The 17,092-nt window shown below is 70.8% G+C and carries 15 protein-coding genes; 10 read left to right on the plus strand and 5 right to left on the minus strand.

All coding sequences use genetic code 11. The features are described 5' to 3' along the window. Positions 1-123: 123 nt before the first annotated feature. From AC1DU4_RS17570 to AC1DU4_RS17585, 4 genes are read right to left on the minus strand one after another with little or no spacing between them, the layout of a single operon-like run. Positions 124-927, minus strand: a complete 804-nt coding sequence (locus AC1DU4_RS17570; protein ID WP_477841930.1) for a DUF1295 domain-containing protein — start codon at positions 925-927, stop codon at positions 124-126. After that, positions 924-2,207, minus strand: a complete 1,284-nt coding sequence (locus tag AC1DU4_RS17575) for a class I SAM-dependent methyltransferase (RefSeq protein ID WP_477841932.1) — start codon at positions 2,205-2,207, stop codon at positions 924-926. Before AC1DU4_RS17575 ends, AC1DU4_RS17570 begins: the two co-directional genes overlap by 4 nt. Continuing rightward, complete coding sequence (locus tag AC1DU4_RS17580; protein WP_477841956.1) at positions 2,204-2,959, minus strand: DUF1365 domain-containing protein; 756 nt, start codon at positions 2,957-2,959, stop codon at positions 2,204-2,206. Before AC1DU4_RS17580 ends, AC1DU4_RS17575 begins: the two co-directional genes overlap by 4 nt. 31 nt (positions 2,960-2,990) lie before the next feature. Next, positions 2,991-4,331 carry an NAD(P)/FAD-dependent oxidoreductase gene (locus AC1DU4_RS17585; RefSeq protein WP_477841934.1) on the minus strand — a complete coding sequence of 447 codons (1,341 nt, stop codon included), beginning with the start codon at positions 4,329-4,331 and terminating at the stop codon, positions 2,991-2,993. Positions 4,332-5,013: 682 nt separating this feature from the next. Between AC1DU4_RS17585 and AC1DU4_RS17590 the strand changes: the two genes are divergently transcribed. The 8 genes from AC1DU4_RS17590 (at position 5,014) to pyrE (ending at position 13,861) form a co-directional block, all read left to right on the plus strand. Beyond that, positions 5,014-5,919 carry an alpha/beta fold hydrolase gene (locus tag AC1DU4_RS17590; RefSeq protein WP_477841936.1) on the plus strand — a complete coding sequence of 302 codons (906 nt, stop codon included), beginning with the start codon at positions 5,014-5,016 and terminating at the stop codon, positions 5,917-5,919. 153 nt (positions 5,920-6,072) lie between these two features. After that, on the plus strand, positions 6,073-8,625 hold the full coding sequence (gene clpB, locus AC1DU4_RS17595; protein ID WP_477841938.1) for an ATP-dependent chaperone ClpB: 2,553 nt from the start codon (positions 6,073-6,075) through the stop codon (positions 8,623-8,625). Positions 8,626-9,089: 464 nt separating this feature from the next. Then, on the plus strand, positions 9,090-9,830 hold the full coding sequence (locus AC1DU4_RS17600; RefSeq protein ID WP_477841940.1) for a FadR/GntR family transcriptional regulator: 741 nt from the start codon (positions 9,090-9,092) through the stop codon (positions 9,828-9,830). A gap of 93 nt (positions 9,831-9,923) precedes the next feature. After that, on the plus strand, positions 9,924-11,009 hold the full coding sequence (locus tag AC1DU4_RS17605) for a DUF5666 domain-containing protein (RefSeq protein WP_477841941.1): 1,086 nt from the start codon (positions 9,924-9,926) through the stop codon (positions 11,007-11,009). Between the two features lie 64 nt (positions 11,010-11,073). Beyond that, the gene (locus AC1DU4_RS17610) at positions 11,074-11,772 is read left to right on the plus strand and encodes a type III secretion system chaperone family protein (protein ID WP_072847457.1); all 699 of its coding nucleotides are present in this window, start codon (positions 11,074-11,076) and stop codon (positions 11,770-11,772) included. A gap of 21 nt (positions 11,773-11,793) precedes the next feature. Further along, entirely contained in the window at positions 11,794-12,603 is an 810-nt protein-coding gene (locus AC1DU4_RS17615) for an SDR family NAD(P)-dependent oxidoreductase (protein WP_477841944.1), read from the plus strand. Positions 12,604-12,645: 42 nt separating this feature from the next. Continuing rightward, entirely contained in the window at positions 12,646-13,224 is a 579-nt protein-coding gene (locus AC1DU4_RS17620) for a LemA family protein (protein ID WP_477841946.1), read from the plus strand. Between the two features lie 106 nt (positions 13,225-13,330). Continuing rightward, positions 13,331-13,861 (plus strand): orotate phosphoribosyltransferase, encoded by a 531-nt coding sequence (pyrE, locus tag AC1DU4_RS17625; RefSeq protein WP_477841948.1) that lies wholly within the window; start codon positions 13,331-13,333, stop codon positions 13,859-13,861. A gap of 27 nt (positions 13,862-13,888) precedes the next feature. Here pyrE and AC1DU4_RS17630 read toward each other — a convergent pair whose 3' ends face one another. Then, positions 13,889-14,722: a DUF5602 domain-containing protein gene (locus AC1DU4_RS17630; protein WP_477841950.1), complete on the minus strand. Its 834-nt coding sequence runs from the start codon at positions 14,720-14,722 to the stop codon at positions 13,889-13,891. A gap of 126 nt (positions 14,723-14,848) precedes the next feature. On the opposite strand from AC1DU4_RS17630, the gene galT reads away from it, so the two are divergent. Continuing rightward, complete coding sequence (galT, locus tag AC1DU4_RS17635) at positions 14,849-15,967, plus strand: galactose-1-phosphate uridylyltransferase (RefSeq protein WP_477841952.1); 1,119 nt, start codon at positions 14,849-14,851, stop codon at positions 15,965-15,967. Further along, on the plus strand, positions 15,964-17,092 hold a 1,129-nt coding region (galK, locus tag AC1DU4_RS17640; protein WP_477841954.1), incomplete at its 3' end, for a galactokinase. The genes galT and galK, both read left to right, overlap by 4 nt.

Below are 17,092 nucleotides of genomic sequence, written 5' to 3' on the forward strand. Positions count from 1 at the left end.
TCGGTCTCTGTGGTTCGGGAGGGCGAGTCCGCGGACACGGTGACCGGAACGCTGGTTCCGGCCGCGCCGGTCGGCGGCAGCGTCACCCAGTCCGGGAACGCGCCCCTTTCAGTGCAGGCGATTTCACGCCGATCGCCCCCGGGGCGGGCGCGGCAGAAAGTATCCGGTGCGCGCCTGGTACTCGCGGTAGCCGGGCCGCTGCGACATCGACTGCTCGAGCAGTCGTGCGCCGGTCGCGTAGACCAGGAAGTACGTCATCGCCAGCGGGGACGCCACCGTCACCGCGCCGGGCCAGACGCTCGCGCAGACGAGCCAGAGCCCCCACCACACGCAGGCATCGCCGAAGTAGTTCGGGTGGCGGGTCCACGCCCACAGCCCAGAGTCCATGACCCGGCCCCGGTTTGCCTGGTCCGCCTTGAACAGTCGAAGTTGCCGGTCGCCCACCGCCTCGAAGGTCGCGCCCACCGCCCAGACGGCCACCCCGACCGCCAGGACGACGCGCCCCGTCCCGTGCGTGGGTCCGAGAACCGCCGACAGTTGGACGGGCAGCGAGACGAACCACTGGGCCGCACCCTGGGGCGCGAAGACCCTGCGGGCGACCGTGCCGAGGGAGGCGCCGCCGGCGCGGTCGAGCAACTCCAGGTACCGTGGGTCCTCGCCGCGCCCCGCGGACTTGCGGTGCATGTGCCAGCTCAACCGCAGACCCCACGCCGTGACCAGTGCGAGCAGCAGGACGCGGCGACCGGGATCGCCGTCGCCGAGGGCGGCGGACACCGCGGCGACCAGCACGAAGCCCAGCCCCCAGGACACGTCCACCACGTTGTACCGGCCGATCCGGTGTCCGACGGCGAACGTGACGGCCTGCAGGGCGGCGATCAGCAGCGCGCTCACCACGGTGATCGTCCCGAACTGCGCCCACGCGGTCACCGGTCCGGCTCCTTGTCGAACACGAACTGCTGGACGTCGAGGTACCCGCCGCGGAAGCCGGCCTCGGAGTACGCCAGGTAGAACTCCCACATGCGGCGGAAGACGTCGTCGAAGCCGAGTTCGGTGACCTCCGCGGCGCGGGCGGCGAAGCGCTCACGCCACAGCCGCAGGGTCTCCGCGTAGTGTGCCCCCATCGCGAACCGGTCGACGACCCGCAGCGACGTCTCCCGGCGGGTCACGGCGTCGATGGCCTCCGCGGAGGGCAGCAGGCCGCCGGGGAATATGTATTTGTGCACCCAGGTGTAGGTGTTGCGGGAGGCCAACATCCGATCGTGCGGCATGGTGATCGCCTGCAGTGCCACCCGGCCGCCCGGAATCAGCAGCCGGTCGAGCGTCCGGAAGTAGATGGGCCAGTAGTCGAAACCGACGGCCTCGATCATCTCCACCGACACGATCGCGTCGTAGTCGCCGGTCACCGCGCGATAGTCGAGCAGGTCGATCTGCACGGAGTCGGACAGCCCCGTGTCCGCCACCCGCCTGCGGGCCAGCAGCTGTTGCTCGCGGGAGAGCGTGACCGAGCGGACCTGGGCGCCCCGCGCCGCGGCACGCAGGCTCAACTCGCCCCAGCCGGTACCGATTTCGAGCACGCGGGTGCCCGGTCCGACCCGGGCCGCGTCGAGCAGGCGGTCGATCTTGCGGTGCTGTGCGGCGGCCAGGTCTGCCCACTGCGCCGGCAGCTCGTCGAACAGGGCGCTCGAGTAGGACATGGTGCGGTCGAGGAACAGTTCGAACAGCTCGTTGGACAGGTCGTAGTGCCGGGAGATGTTCGAGCGCGAGTTCTCCGGGGTGTTACGTTCGGCGGCAGGGTGTTTCGCCGTAACCAGCGGGCGCAGCCACTGCAGCGGGCGGGGTATCAGGGTCGCGGCCTGCGCCGCAAAGGGGGTGAGCACGGCCGCGGGCTCGGGGGAGGCCCAGTCGCCGGCCATGTAGGACTCGCCGAAGCCGACCAGGCCGCCGGTGCCGAGCCGCCGGGCGAACTCCTCGGGCCGGTGGATGATCATGCGGGGCAGGATCCGTCCTGTCTCGTCGGATCCGACGACGGTGCCGTCCGGGTACTCCACCCGCACGTCCAGTCTCGAGGCGGCGCGGCGGAACAGTCGGTCGGCCACCGCGCCCGCGACCCGCGCACGGGTGTCGGTCCGGACCTGGGCAATGCCGGGCCAGCGGCTGGCGTCGATGTCGAGGGCGCGGACGGCGTTCTCGGTGCCAGAGGTAGTCATCTGCCGGCCTCCTGGTGACGTAGCGGGGAACGGTTCGGGCGAGGGACGAGGGGCAGCCCGCGTAGCCACAGGGCTATACCCTGCACGCGGATACGCGCCGCCACCATGAGCGGGGCCATCGGCGCAGAGAACTGCATCCGTGCCACCGCGGCCGCGGTGGCACGGCGGCCGTGCCCGTGCATCGTCGCGGTGAACGGCGGTTGCCCGTCGCGGTGCAGGGTGACCGACACCGCAAGGTCGCGGCCCGGTTCCGGGACCCGCAGCGTGTATCGACCGTCGACCTTGTTGAAGGGCGAGACGAAGAACGCCTTGTCGGTCTCGGCGCGGCCGGAGCCGTCCGGGATGAGCAGGTAACAGTGCCGCCCGCCGTAGGTGTTGTGGACCTCGGCGACCACACACCGCAGGGCGCCGGCTCGGTCGTGGCACCAGAACAGGCTCAACGGGTTGAAGACGTGACCGAGCACCCGCGCGTTGAGCAGAGCCGTGACACGGCCGCCGCGCAGGTCGATACCGTGCTCGGCGAGGTGGCCGTCGAGCCGTCCGCGGAGGGTTGCCGCGTCGTAGCCGGCACCCCCTTCCGCCGTGAAGTGGTCGCTCGCCTCGAACCGGGCGAACGGCCGCAACCACCCGGGCAGTCTGGGCAGCTCGTCGAGGTCGACGAACCAGCTGTAGCTCCGGTACTCGAACGAGTGCCGGACCGGCGCGGCGCGGACGTGCCGGATACGGGTGGGATAGATCGCAGGCGGGGACATCGTGAGCGGGGACATCATGGGCGGGGACATGTCACTGCACCGTCGCGGTGCGAGCGGGCGCGCTGTCCCAGTCCACCCCGAGCCGGCACGCGGCCAGCGCCCCCGAACGGGCGCCGTCCTCGTGGAACCCCCACCCGTGGTACGCCCCCGCGAAGGTCACCGTGTCACTGTCGAGTTCGGGCAGGCGGGACTGCGCGGCAACGGATTCCGGCGTGTAGATCGGATGCTCGTAGGTCATCTCGGCCAGGACCGATGCCGGGTCGACGAGGCCCTCGCCGCCGAGGGTGACGAGGAAACGCCGGTCGGTGACGTCGGAGATCTGCATCAGCCGGGTCATGTCGTAGGTGACCACCACCGACTCCGGGCCACGGGTGTGCTGCGGTACCAGGTAGTTCCAGGACGCGCGGGCGCGCTCGGCGTGCGGCAGGACGGAGGTGTCGGTGTGCAGCAGGGCACGGTTGGTGGAGTACGGCATCGCCCCGAGCAGGGCGCGTTCGAGCGGGGTGGGATCGGCCAGCAACCGCAGGGCCTGACCGGGGTGCACCGCGATCACCGCGGCGTCGTACCAGCGGACATCGCTGTTCCGGGCGATGACGCACACCCCGTCCTCGACCCGTTGGAGGCTGTGCACCGGGGTGCCGACGAGCACCTCGTCCAGTGTCGCCGCCACCTTGTCGACGTAGCGGGCAGAGCCGCCGGTGACGGTGCGCCAGGTGGGTGACCCGAACACGGTCAGCATCCCGTGGTGGTCGAGGAAGGTGAACAGGTACCGCGCCGGGTAGCGGCCCGCGGTCGACGGGGCGCACGACCACACGGCTGCGACGAGCGGGGTGACGAAGTGCCGGGTGAAGTAGTCCGAGAACCGATGTCGGGCCAGGAACGTGGCGAGCGGTTCGTCTGGACCGCATGCCGTGGTGTCCAGCAGGGTCCGGGCGGCGCGGTGGAACCGGACCACCTCGCCGAGCATGCGCAGGTACCGCGGGCGGGTGAGCGTGCGCGGCGTGGGGAACAGCCCCGTCAGGCCCTTCGCGCCCGCGAACTCGAGGCCGTTCGCGTCCGATCGGACGGACATCGACATGTCGGTGTCCTGGGTGGCCACGCCCAGTTCGTCGAACAGTCGCAGCAGGGTGGGGTAGGTGCGGTCGTTGTGCACGATGAACCCGGTGTCCACCGACACCCGCGTCCCGCTGTCGAGTTCGAGGTCGTGGGTGTGCGCGTGCCCGCCGAGTCGCTCGTCGGCCTCGTAGAGCGTCACCCGGTCGCGTCGGGCCAGCACGTACGCGGCGGTGAGTCCGGCGACGCCGCTGCCGATGACGGCGACGGTGCGTGGCGGTGCGAGGGGGTCTGGGTGTGACTTCGAGGGACGGTCCATACCGGGTGTTCGGCGCCGCGGGGCGGCCGGATGGGTCCGCGTCACGGATACCCTCGGTAGCCGTGCGTCGGACACGTCAACCGGTCGCCGACGGGGAACAGCAGCCTTTGGGCGGTCGGCCGCAGCTCCGAGAGCCGCTCGGGGGCGCCGACCCCGGTGTGGGGTCCAGGCTGAGGCACCGGAGCGTATCGAAAGTTGGTTCCGTTCCGGTGTTTCGAGATGCCCGTCAGCGCCGCTCTGTGCGGGCGTCACAGAGGGCTTCGGCGAGCCCTGTCCGCACGGCGCGTTGTGGTGAAGGCGGGACTCGTGCAGGCGGGCGCGGAGGCGGGGGACCTCACCGACGCTTGACCCCCGCCGCGCACTTTCAACTCCTCCTGGATGCCCCTGATTGAAAGCGCGCGCTAGCTAGCGGTCAGCTGGCAGCCAGACCCGCGATTGCCGCGAAGGCCTTGCCTGCGAGGTCGATGAGGGCGAGGGGCACGGTGTCCGACGAGGTCATGAAGATCCCTTTCTGTTGCGCGCAGCGCAGATCGGCGTCACCCCGGTCGGGGTGGCGAGTAATTCAAACCTGAAACCATCCGCAGAGGAAGTGTGATATTGATCATCATGAATATGTCCGATTTTTGGGGAGTCTGGCGGTGCGGCCGGCGCGGTTTGGGGGTAGAGGAGGTTGGCGGAGATCGTGCGCGACGGTCTCCGGTGGCCCGACGCAGCGCGCTCCGTCTGGGCCGATCTCGCGTCGGACTTGGACCTCGGCCGGGGCGTGGAAGCGCGGGCGGTGCCGGCGCTATCTCTGATCCGGGCTGTCGCGGACCCCAACGCATCAACCATGGGCGTGTCACGTCGGCGTTCGCTGGCCGAGGAGCAGTCGCCCGGCGCAGAATTGGCCACCATGGCCACCTATGTCCTGCTGCACGGCGCCGGGTCCGACTCGTCCTACTGGCAGTTCGTCGCGCCGCGGCTGCGCGAGCGCGGTCACGAGGTGCTGACGCCGGACCTGCCGGTCGACGACGACTCCGCCGGGCTCGCCGAGTACACCGCCGTGGTGGTCGATGCGATCGGCGACCGCGCCGGGCCGATCCTGGTGGCCCAGTCGATGGCGGGGTTCACCGTGCCGCTGGTCTGCGAGCGTGTGCCGGTCGCTCTGGCCGTCCTCGTGGCGGCGATGGTCCCGACGGCGGGGGAGTCGCCCGGCGAGTGGTGGGCGAACACCGGCCAGGAGGCGGCGCGTCGCGCGCTCGACGAACGCGAGGGACGCGACCCCGACGCCGAATTCGATCCGGTGACAACGTTTCTGCACGACCTGCCGCCGGAGCTGCTGGAGACGGTGCTGGTGGACGGCGCGCGCGGGCAGTCCGACACCCCGTTCGAGCAGCAACTTCCGATGCCCGCCTGGCCGGACGTGCCGACCCGGTTCCTGCTGTGCCGGCAGGACCGCTTCTTTCCTGCCGGATTTCAGCGCCGCGTGGTGCGCGAGCGCCTCGGGATCGTGCCCGACGAGATGGACGGCGGGCACCTGCCCGGGCTGGCCCACCCGGAGGAGCTGACCGCGCGGCTCGAGGCGTACCGGGTGGGCGCGGGCCTGTGACCGGGTAGTTTGCCTAGGATTTGCCGACGGTCGAAAAGTTTTCAGACTTGAGCGGAACAGACTCAACTCTTTGTGTGTTGGGACATGTGACAGCGCCGACCGGCCACACCTAGGCTCGACGGCGACGACATACGTCTTCCGTTAGGGGTGACCATGGACTCGTTTTCTCCGACCACCAAGACTCAGGCGGCCTTGACTGCGGCCTTGCAGTCCGCGTCCGCCGCCGGGAACCCGGACATCCGTCCGGCGCACCTGTTGGTGGCCCTGCTCGACCAGACCGACGGCATTGCCGCACCGCTGCTCAAGGCGGTCGGCGTCGACCCCGCGGTGGTGCACCGCGAGGCACAGACCATGGTCGACCGACTGCCCAAGGCGACCGGTGCGACCGCCACCCCGCAGCTGGGCCGTGAGGCGCTCGCTGCGCTGACCGCCGCCCAGCGCCTGGCGACCGAGCTCGACGACGAGTACGTGTCCACCGAACACCTCATGGTGGGGCTCGCCGACGGCGACTCCGACGTCGCGAAACTGCTTGTCGGACACGGCGCTACGGCGCAGACGCTGCGTGACGCGTTCACCGCGGTGCGTGGCAGTGCCCGGGTCACCAGTCCGGATCCCGAGGGCTCGTACCAGGCGCTGGAGAAGTACAGCACCGACCTCACCGAAGCCGCCCGCTCCGGCAAGCTCGACCCGGTGATCGGGCGCGACACCGAGATCCGGCGGGTGGTCCAGGTGCTCAGCCGCCGCACCAAGAACAACCCGGTGCTGATCGGCGAGCCGGGCGTCGGCAAGACCGCGATCGTGGAGGGCCTGGCCCAGCGGATCGTGGCGGGTGACGTCCCGGAGTCGTTGCGCGGCAAGACCGTCATCTCCCTCGACCTCGGTTCGATGGTCGCGGGGGCGAAGTATCGCGGCGAGTTCGAGGAGCGGCTCAAGGCCGTCCTCGACGACATCAAGAACTCGGCCGGACAGGTCATCACGTTCATCGACGAGCTGCACACCATCGTCGGTGCCGGTGCCACCGGTGAGTCCGCGATGGACGCCGGCAACATGATCAAGCCGATGCTGGCCCGCGGCGAGCTGCGCATGGTCGGTGCGACCACCCTCGAGGAGTACCGCAAGTACATCGAGAAGGACGCGGCGCTCGAACGCCGGTTCCAGCAGGTGCTGGTCGGGGAGCCGTCGGTGGAGGACACCGTCGGCATCCTGCGCGGACTCAAGGAGCGCTACGAGGTGCACCACGGCGTGCGCATCACCGACTCCGCTCTCGTTGCGGCGGCGACCCTTTCGGACCGCTACATCACCTCCCGGTTCCTGCCGGACAAGGCCATCGACCTGGTCGACGAGGCCGCGTCGCGGCTGCGGATGGAGATCGACTCGCGGCCCGTCGAGATCGACGAGATCGAGCGGATCGTGCGCCGGCTGGAGATCGAGGAGATGGCGCTGGCCAAGGAGACCGACGAGGCGTCGAAGGCGCGGCTCGCCAAGCTGCGGCAGGAGCTCGCGGACGCCCGCGAGAAGCTGGGGCAGCTGAGCACCCGGTGGCAGAACGAGAAGCAGGCCATCGACTCGGTCCGCGAGGTCAAGGAGCAGCTCGAGACGCTGCGCCGCGAGTCGGACCGGGCCGAGCGCGACGGCGACCTGGGCAAGGCCGCGGAGCTGCGCTACGGCCGGATCCCCGAGCTGGAGAAGCGGCTCGAGGCGGCGGTCGAGGCGTCGGGAGGCGCCAGCGACGGCGACGTCATGCTCAAGGAGGAGGTCGGACCCGACGACGTCGCGGACGTGGTGGCGGCGTGGACCGGCATCCCGGCCGGCCGGATGATGGAGGGCGAGACCGCCAAGCTGCTGCGGATGGAGTCCGAGCTCGGCAAGCGGGTCGTCGGGCAGGCCGACGCGGTGCAGGCAGTCTCCGACGCGGTGCGCCGGGCCCGGGCCGGAGTCGCGGACCCGAACCGGCCGACCGGCTCGTTCCTGTTCCTCGGACCGACCGGCGTGGGCAAGACCGAGCTCGCAAAGGCGTTGGCGGACTTCCTGTTCGACGACGAACGCGCGATGGTCCGGATCGACATGTCCGAGTACGGCGAGAAGCACTCGGTGGCACGGCTCGTCGGTGCCCCGCCCGGCTACGTCGGCTACGAGGCCGGCGGTCAGCTGACCGAGGCGGTGCGCAGGCGTCCGTACACGGTGGTGCTCTTCGACGAGGTGGAGAAGGCGCACCCCGACGTGTTCGACATCCTGCTGGCGGTCCTCGACGAGGGACGCCTGACGGACGGCCAGGGCCGGACGGTGGACTTCCGCAACACCATCCTGATCCTGACGTCCAACCTCGGTGCCGGTGGCACCAAGGAGCAGGTGATGGATGCGGTGCGGCACGCGTTCAAGCCGGAGTTCATCAACCGGCTCGACGACGTGGTGATCTTCGACCCGCTCTCGGAGGAGCAGCTCGAGTCCATCGTCGACATCCAGCTCGGCCAGCTGGCCAGGCGGCTCGCCGCCCGGCGGCTCACGCTGGAGGTCTCGCAGCCGGCGAAGGCGTGGCTGGCCAAGCGCGGCTACGACCCGCAGTACGGTGCGCGACCGCTGCGCCGGCTGGTGCAGCAGTCGATCGGCGACCAGTTGGCGAAGCTGCTGCTGGCCGGCGAGATCAAGGACGGCGACGTCGTGCCGGTGAACGTCACGGCGGACGGTGACGGCCTGACGCTGGGCTGAGCCCCGCACAAAACGATGCGCCCTCCCCGCTGCCCGAGGCAGCGGGGAGGGCGCATCTGTGCCCGAGCCCGGCAGGCGCGTCCGCGGGCCCAGGGGGGATTGAGCCGCGGGCCGCGCCGCGGCGGGCTCGGCGGGTCCGGCCGGGCTCGTGAGGGGCGAAGCCCCGACCGGACGAGTCTGCGGGCCGACTGGGTCGGCCAACGGCATCAGCCGAGGCTGAGGGGTTGACGGCCGCGGCTCCGGTGGGCGCCGCAGCGCGGGTGGAATTGCGGTCGTCGACCGTCCTGCAAATTATCGCCATCATTGGATTGAATGCAATGAATAATTGAGATGCGCATAAGTGACACCTATCACAATCGGTGGCGGGTGGCGCCATACGCGCAGATCATGCCGGGGCCAATGATTTTCGGCGGTATGGTCCTTACCGCCGAGTAGGTAGCCGGGTCAGCTTCAGGGGGGTTCAAATGGTGGACAAGTTCGATCGGCCGCAGAAAACCGCGATGATCGTCGCGCGGCGGATAATCGCGGACATCTCGGACAGGGGTCTCGTTCCGGGGGATCGACTGCCCCCCGAGAAGGTGATGCTCGAGGAGTACAACGTCGGCCGCGGCACCCTCCGCGAGTCCCTGCGCTTCCTCGAGCTCTCGGGTGCGATCTCGTTGAAGCCCGGACCGGGCGGCGGCCCCACCGTCGAGAAGCCGGAGGCCTCGCACCTGATGAACAGCCTGGGTCTGCTGCTCCAGTTCGAGGGCGCCCAGTTCGCCACCATCGTCGAGGCGCGGATCGGGCTCGAGCCGTTGATGGCACGGTTGGCGGCCGAGCGGATCACCGCCGATCAACTCGTCCAGCTCGAAGTATCGCTCAACGACATGCGCGGCAGTGTCGACGACCTGGCGCGGTTCCTGGCGGCGAACGGTCAATTCCACAACGTCATCGCGTGGGCGTCGGGCAACGCGCTGTTCGGATATCTCATCGACGCGCTGGACGGCGTCTTCGCCGGCGCCTCGCTCGGGGTGGACTACCCGGAGCTGGCGCGGGCCAAGGTGCTCGAGGCCGACATTGCGGTCTTCGAGGGGATCGCCGCCGGCGACCCCACCGCAGCGGAGTTGGCGATGCGCAGCCACGTCTCGGAGTGGACCGCTTTCCTGGTCAAGAAGTTTCCCGCCGCGCTGGCCCGGCCGATCACCTGGGAGTCCATGCTCTAGCGCGTCGTCGCGGCCCCTGTTCAGGCGGGTCTCAGGTTTCCGTCCTATCCTGCAGGGTCGGGACCGTACCCGTCGAAAGAGCAGGGCTGAGACATGAGCAACCCGGACGATCCGCGCAATGGGCGTGAAGACAGCAATGGGCGTGAAGACAGCAATGGGCGCGACGACAGTGCTGCGCAGGCGCGCGAGCACGGCACCGCCGAGCCCGCCGAGACGGTGCAGTGGTCGCGCGGGCCGGGGGTCGGCGATGCCGCCGGGCCGGCGCCGGACCAGCGGACCGAACAGTTCCCCGCCCCGCAGCCCTCGTACACCGGCGACCCCACCCAGGCCTACGGGCCGGTCCCGAACCCCACCCAGGCGTACCCGACGTACCAGGGGCAGAACCCGGGCTACGACCCGAACCAGGGGTACGCGCCGCCGCCCAACGCCACTCAGGCGTACCCGACGTACCAGGGGCAGAACCCGGGCTACGACCCGAACCAGGGGTACGCGCCGCCGCCCAACGCCACTCAGGCGTACCCGACATACCAGGGGCAGAACCCCGGTTACGACCCGAACCAGGGGTACGCGCCGCCGTCGAACCCCACTCAGGCATACCCGGCCTACGGCACCCCGCCGCCTGCCGATCAGCCCCCGTTGCCGCCCGACGACGGGCAGCCCGACGGCGGGAAGAAGGGGCCCAACAAGGGGGTACTCGCCGCGGCGCTGGTGATCGCGGGGCTGTTGCTCGTCGCCGTCGTGGGGTTCGGCGTCATGCTGCTGACGTCCGGCGGTCCCGACTCGGGGTCGACGGCGGCCGGCCCGAAGGTCACCACGACCGTGCCGCGGCCCTCGACGACGCCGCGGACCACCACCCCGCCCGCACCGCAGACCACCCCGCCGGACCTGTCCCAGATTCCCGGTGGCCTCGGCGAGGTGATCGGGGCCGCGGGCGCGGCGGTGGGGACCGTCGACTCGAACGACGGCTCCACGCTGATCCTGGACGGCATCGGTGGCTCCAAGGTCACCGTCACCACCAGCGCCGACACCAGGGTGATCTCGCTGACCGCATCGAAGGTCGGCGACCTCGCGCCGGGTGAGATGGTGGTGGTGCAGGGCGACAAGGCGGCCGACGGCACGGTGGCGGCCAAGGTGATCGTCAGCACCGCTCTGCCGGAGTTCGGACACTTCGGAAACTGAGAATTCGGCGCGGCATCGAGCCGAGTGGCCCGCAGTGGCCTGACGATCGATAAGGTGACTGGCGATGACGCTTATCTGGTTCGCTCTCTCTGCGATCGCGCTCGCGGGCGCGCTCGCGCTTCTCTATGTCGATCGCAGCCGACGTGAACAGTTCGGCAAGGTGCGGCAGATCTGGGCAAAGGCCCAGGGCTACGCGTACAACGAGGCCGACCCGCAGTTGCCCTCGAAGTGGCACCGTGCCGCGATGGCCAAGCAGGAGTACCTGGGCGCCATCGACGTGGTGCACGGCACCCGGCGCGGTGAGAGCTTCGTGTTGTTCGACCTCGAGGAGACCGCGACGGTGGTCGCGGTACACCGCGCGGTCGGCTCCGACGTCGACGTGGACCTGCGGCTCAAGTCCACGCCGCCGCCCAAGGACTCCGACATGAACCTGCTGGGCGCGATCGGTCCGCGGGTGGTCTTCGCGACCGATCTCGAGATCGCCCGCCGCGTGTGCGACCAGCGGATGGTGCACTTCACCGAGTCCGTGCCGCCGCAGGTGCAGATGCTGTGGAGCGAGGGCGCCTGGACCCTCGGCACCCTGCCCACCAGCAGCACCGGCCGCGACTGGGACGCGGCGATCGACGCCGTCGCCCGGCTCTCCGGTCTCCTGCACGTGCTGCCGCCGGTGTCCGAGCCGGCCGGGATTCCCGCGGACACCAGCCACGATCCGGGACGGCCCCGCCCGCACGGCGATCGCTCGGACAGCGCCCCGCGCAACTGATCTGATCGCTAGCCTGGGCGCATGACGCTCCCAGGTGACAGTGCCCACCGCCCGTCCAGTCGTCCCGTCGCCCTGGTCACCGGGCCGACCTCCGGCATCGGCGCCGGGTTCGCCCGGCAGCTCGCCGCCTCCGGACACGACCTGGTGCTCGTCGCGCGGAACGGCGACGCGCTCACCGAGCTCGCCGCCGAGTTGAAGTCCGCGTACGGGGCCGCCTCCGAGGTGCTGCCGGCGGACCTGGCCACCGAGAGCGGCCGCGCACTGGTGGCCGACCGGTTGCGGCCCGGGGTCGACGTGCTGGTGAACAACGCCGGCTTCGGCACCTCCGGCGAGTTCTGGACCGCGGACCCCGCACTGTTGCAGGCGCAGCTCGACGTCAACGTCACCGCGGTGATGACACTGACCCGGGCGGCGCTGCCCGCGATGATCGCGGCGAAGTCCGGTGCGGTGGTCAACGTGGCGAGCGTCGCCGGCCTCCTGCGCGGCCGCGGCTCGACCTACTCGGCCAGCAAGGCATACGTCGTCTCGTTCACGGAGGGCCTGGCGGGCGGACTGCACGGCACTGGGGTCCGCGTGCAGGCCCTGTGTCCCGGCTTCGTGCGCACCGAGTTCCACCAGCGCGCGGGCATCGAGATGGGATCGATCCCGAACGCAATGTGGCTGTCGGTGGACCAGGTGGTCACGACCAGCCTCGCCGATCTGGGCAAGGGCAAGGTGGTGAGCATTCCGGGCGCGCAGTACAAGGTGTTGACCACGGCCTCGCGGCTGGTCCCGCCGTCGCTGGCCCGCAGGCTGGCGAACACCTTCGGCCGGGGCCGGGGCCGAACGTAGCCAGAATGCGCGGATTGCCCCGGAGTGGGTAGATTCCATCGCGTGACTCTTGTGGCGGTAGTGGCTGTTGTTGTTGCTGTTGTCGTGTGTGCCTGGGCGGTGGCCGTCGTGCGGCGACTGCGACGGATCCAGGCGAGCCTGTCGGCCAGTCGCCGCCTGCTCGAGGTCGAACTGAACCGCCGCTACGAACTCGTCGACGCACTCGTGGTCGCGGCCCGCCGGGCCGACGCGCCGTCCGCGGCGCTGGCGCCGCTGGCCGGGGCGCGGTCGCTGGCGCTGGGTTTCCGTGAGCAGCAGTTGACGCTCGGCGAGCAGGCCGGCTCCGAGAACGCGCTGTCGGTCGCGCTGCACCGGGTGCTGCTCGAGGTCGCGGAGGACCCGGCGGTCAAGAACGACTGGTCGGTGCAGCGACCGGCCCTCGAGGTGCGCAACACCGAGCAGCGACTGGTCGGGGCGGCCCGCGTCTACAACGGCACCGCCACCGCCCTGAACACGTTGGTGCGCGGGCTGCCGGCAGGTCCGGTGGCGCGGGCCTTCGGCGGTCGTCCGGTGCCGCTGTTCGAGGCCACCGCCGCAGAGCTGCCCGTGGCCGCACCGACGGCAGCGCCGGCCAACAGCTAGCCGCATCCGCCACGGGCCGCGAAGCGCCGACGGGGCCGCACGCCCGGGGCCGCCGACACCCCGACTACGCTCGATGCCGACAGTGGCATGCGAGAAGGAGCGGTCGATGACGGAGAAGGCGGAGCTCGCCGGGCTGGTACGCGAGCTGGCTGTGGTGCACGGCAAGGTGACGTTGTCGTCCGGCAAGGAGGCCGACTACTACGTCGACCTGCGCCGCGCGACGCTGCACCATCGTGCCGGACCGCTGATCGGCGCGCTGCTGCGCGAGCTGGTCGCGGACTGGGACTTCGACGCCGTGGGCGGCCTCACCATGGGTGCGGACCCGGTGGCGATGGCCGTCATGCACGCGCCCGGCCGCCCGATCGACGCGTTCGTGGTGCGCAAGGCCGCCAAGGCGCACGGCATGCAGCGGCAGATCGAGGGCCCGGACATCGTCGGCAAGCGGGTGCTCGTCGTCGAGGACACCACCACCACCGGCAACTCGCCGCTCACCGCGGTGAAGGCGCTGCGCGACGCCGGCGCCACCGTCGTCGGCGTGGCCACCGTGGTGGACCGCGCGACCGGTGCGGACGCCGTCATCGCGGCGGAGGGCCTCGAGTACCGGTCCCTGCTCGGACTCGGCGACCTCGGCCTGTAACCCGGCGGGCGGCATCCGCGCCTGCGGCTATGACGCCTGACGCATCACCATGTCGCCCAGTCCGACGACGTACTCGTCGGCCTCGTCGTCGTAACTGACGCTGACGGTGGTGGGGTAGTAGCCGCTCTGCTGATACGCCTGCGGCTGCTTGATCGGCTCCTGGAGCTGCGGCTTCGTCAGCAGCCACTCACGGGTCATCATCGGTTCCATGAAGGAGTACTTGCCGTCCCAGGTCCCGTTGATGAAGACCTCGGTGAAGTCGAACTCGCCCGGAATCATGGGTTCGGTGGAGTCGGCCCAGTGGACGCCCATCTTCGGCTCTGCCTGCTGGGCGAGCGGTGGTTCGGGCGGGGTCGCGTAGTCCTGCGGAACGTACTTTCCCTCGGGGACGTGCTCGGCCATCGCCGCGTAGTCGGGGTTCGCGGGATCGACCGCGTCCACCGCGTTCTTGTCGACCATGTAGAAGTGTGTGTCGAAGTGCGGCTTGTCGAAGACCCCGGGGGGAATGTGACCGTGGGGGTTCCAGTCGAGGGTGGCGTACTCGAAGGCCGTCGCAGAGGCCTGCTCGGGCAGATCGAGTTGATAGACGTCGGAGGGCGTGTCCATGTTCTCCGGAAGGCCGTCGAGCGCAGACTCCGATATGCGCATCCCGACATCGGTCGGGTTGCCGTCCGCGTCGAGGGTGACGAACGCCCGGGCGGTGCCGTTCCCGACATCCTGCGCGGGGCCGTAGAACACGCCGCCCTGGCTCTGCTCCGTCTGGGCACTCTGCTCCTGGTCGTCGCTGCAACCGGCGAGCACCACCGAGGCACACGCGACCGCGACCAGTCCGGTTCTGCGAAGCTTTCGGCTCGAACGCATCCTGCACCTCGATCGATGAGTCTCGTGGGTGGGGCGAACCCATCCAGTGTAGGCGCCGATTGCCGGCCCGTAGTGCAGAATCTGGGCGGCGGAGGAACATTCGTGACGAGGGGAGCATTGGGTCAGATGACGGTCAGAAGGACGGCGACCACGCTGGCGGACGGTCGGGAGTTGCTGTACTTCGACGACACCGAGCCCTACGCGAGCGGCGCCGCGACCCGGCAGCTGCGCGACACCCGGGAGCTGCCGGCGACCACGGTCGACTCGACCATGCGCTACGACGTGCTCACCGGCGAGTGGGTGACGCTGGCCTCGCACCGGATGGACCGCACCTTCCTTCCCGCGGCGGACGCGTGTCCGCTGTGCCCGACGCAGCCGGGCCGCGCGGCCACCGAGATCCCCGCCGACGGGTACGACGTCGCGGTGTTCGAGAACCGCTTCCCGTCCCTGGCCACCTCCGCGGCCGATCCTGCGACGGAATGCGTTGACGGCGAAACGCTCTGGCCGCACCGCGCCGCCGCCGGCCGGTGCGAGGTGGTGTGCTTCACCAGCGACCACGACCGGTCCTTCGCGCAGCTGCCGACCTCCCGGGTGCGGACGGTGCTGACGGCGCTGGCCGACCGGACGCGGGAGCTGTCCGCGCTGCCGGGCATCGCGCAGGTGTACTGCTTCGAGAACCGCGGTGCCGAGATCGGCGTCACCCTCGAGCACCCGCACGGGCAGGTGTACGCCTACCCGGCGCTGTCCCCGCGCGCGGAAGCCCAACTGCGACAGGCGGACCGGCACTTCCGGCGGACCGGACGGTCGCTGCTTCGTGACGTGCTCGACGCCGAACGCCGGGCCGGCACCCGGGTGGTCGCCGAGACCGCGCACTGGACCGCGTACGTCCCCGCCGCCGCACGCTGGCCGGTGGAACTGCACGTGGCGCCGCACCGGGACGTCGCGGACCTGACCGAACTGACCGGCCCGGAACTCGACGACCTCGCGCCGCTCTACCTCGACGTCCTCGGCCGGCTGGACCGGTTCTTCGACGGCGTCGAGAAGCTGCCGTACATCGCCGGCTGGCACCAGGCCCCCACCGGCGATGGCCGGGAACTGGGAAGGCTGTACCTGCAGGTGTTCTCGCTGATGCGTTCGCCGCACCGGATGAAGTTCCTGGCGGGCTCGGAGTCCGGGATGGGCGCCTGGATCAGCGACACCACGCCCGAGCGGATCGCCGCGCGGTTCCGGGAGGTCGCGCCGTGAGCGACGCGGTGTGGGTCGACCCGGTCTCGGACACGGCACTGGTCGCCGCCGTCACCGCCGGCTTCCGTGGCGAGTTCGGCGCCGACCCGGAGGGCGTGTGGACGGCGCCGGGCCGGGTGAACCTGATCGGCGAGCACGTGGACTACGCGGACGGCCTGTCGTTGCCCGTCGCGCTGCCGCACCGCACGGTGGTCGCGGTGCGGCGGCGCGGCGACGGGGTGCTGCGGTGTGCGTCGAGCCTCGGCGGGCCCCCGTGGCACGGCAGGGTCGAGGAGATCGGACCGGGGAGCCCGTCGGGTTGGGCGTCGTACCTGGCCGGCGTGGTGTGGGCGATGCGGCGGGAGGGACTGCTCGGCAACGACTTCGGCGGCGCAGACGTGTGTGTCGAGTCCTCGGTCCCGGTGGGGGCCGGGCTGTCGAGTTCGGCGGCGCTCGAGTGCGCCCTGGCCCTGGCACTGGCCGAACTGTCCGGGCTGCCGACCGACGACGCCGGCCGCACCGCGCTGGCCGCGTGCTGTGTGCGGGCCGAGAACGAGATCGCGCTGGCACCGACCGGCGGCATGGACCAGGCGGTCGCGTTGCGGGCCCGGGCCGGTCACGCCCTGCTGGTGGACTCGGCGGACGGCTCCGCGACGCCGGTGCCGCTCGACCTGGCGGGGGAGGGGCTGGCGCTGCTGGTGATCGACACCCGTGCCCCGCACCAGCTGGTCGACGGGCAGTACGCGCAACGCCGGAAGTCGGTGGAGGAGGCCGCGGCCCGGCTGGGGGTCGCGTCGCTGCGCGAGGCGGCGGACGCGGGCACGGACATGCGTGAGCTCAAGGACCCCACCCTCACCCGGCGGGCCCGGCACGTGGTCACCGAGATCGTGCGGGTGCGGGAGACGCTCTCGCTCATGGCATCCGGGCGGTACCGGGAGCTCGGGCCGGTGCTGACCGCCTCGCACGTCTCGCTGCGCGACGACTTCGAGGTCTCGTGTGCGGAACTCGACTGCGTGGTGGAGGCGGCCGTGGCGGCGGGCGCGTACGGCGCACGGATGACCGGCGGCGGCTTCGGTGGGTCGGCGGTCGCGCTGGTGGAGGCCTCGGCCGTCGACGCGGTCGCGGGGTCGGTGTGTGGCGCGGCGC

Source organism: Rhodococcus sp. P4_F5 (assembly GCF_056401315.1).

Excerpts from the sequence above, each read along its gene's own strand:
- AC1DU4_RS17605 (WP_477841941.1), top strand. The coding sequence starts at position 9,924 with ATGAGCAACCCGGACGATCCGCGCAATGGGCGTGAAGACAGCAATGGG.
- AC1DU4_RS17580 (WP_477841956.1), bottom strand. The coding sequence starts at position 2,959 with ATGTCCCCGCCTGCGATCTATCCCACCCGTATCCGGCACGTCCGCGCC.
- pyrE (WP_477841948.1), top strand. The coding sequence starts at position 13,331 with ATGACGGAGAAGGCGGAGCTCGCCGGGCTGGTACGCGAGCTGGCTGTG.
- galT (WP_477841952.1), top strand. The coding sequence starts at position 14,849 with ATGACGGTCAGAAGGACGGCGACCACGCTGGCGGACGGTCGGGAGTTG.
- AC1DU4_RS17610 (WP_072847457.1), top strand. The coding sequence starts at position 11,074 with ATGACGCTTATCTGGTTCGCTCTCTCTGCGATCGCGCTCGCGGGCGCG.
- AC1DU4_RS17575 (WP_477841932.1), bottom strand. The coding sequence starts at position 2,207 with ATGACTACCTCTGGCACCGAGAACGCCGTCCGCGCCCTCGACATCGAC.
- AC1DU4_RS17630 (WP_477841950.1), bottom strand. The coding sequence starts at position 14,722 with ATGCGTTCGAGCCGAAAGCTTCGCAGAACCGGACTGGTCGCGGTCGCG.
- AC1DU4_RS17585 (WP_477841934.1), bottom strand. The coding sequence starts at position 4,331 with ATGGACCGTCCCTCGAAGTCACACCCAGACCCCCTCGCACCGCCACGC.
- AC1DU4_RS17600 (WP_477841940.1), top strand. The coding sequence starts at position 9,090 with ATGGTGGACAAGTTCGATCGGCCGCAGAAAACCGCGATGATCGTCGCG.
- clpB (WP_477841938.1), top strand. The coding sequence starts at position 6,073 with ATGGACTCGTTTTCTCCGACCACCAAGACTCAGGCGGCCTTGACTGCG.
- AC1DU4_RS17615 (WP_477841944.1), top strand. The coding sequence starts at position 11,794 with ATGACGCTCCCAGGTGACAGTGCCCACCGCCCGTCCAGTCGTCCCGTC.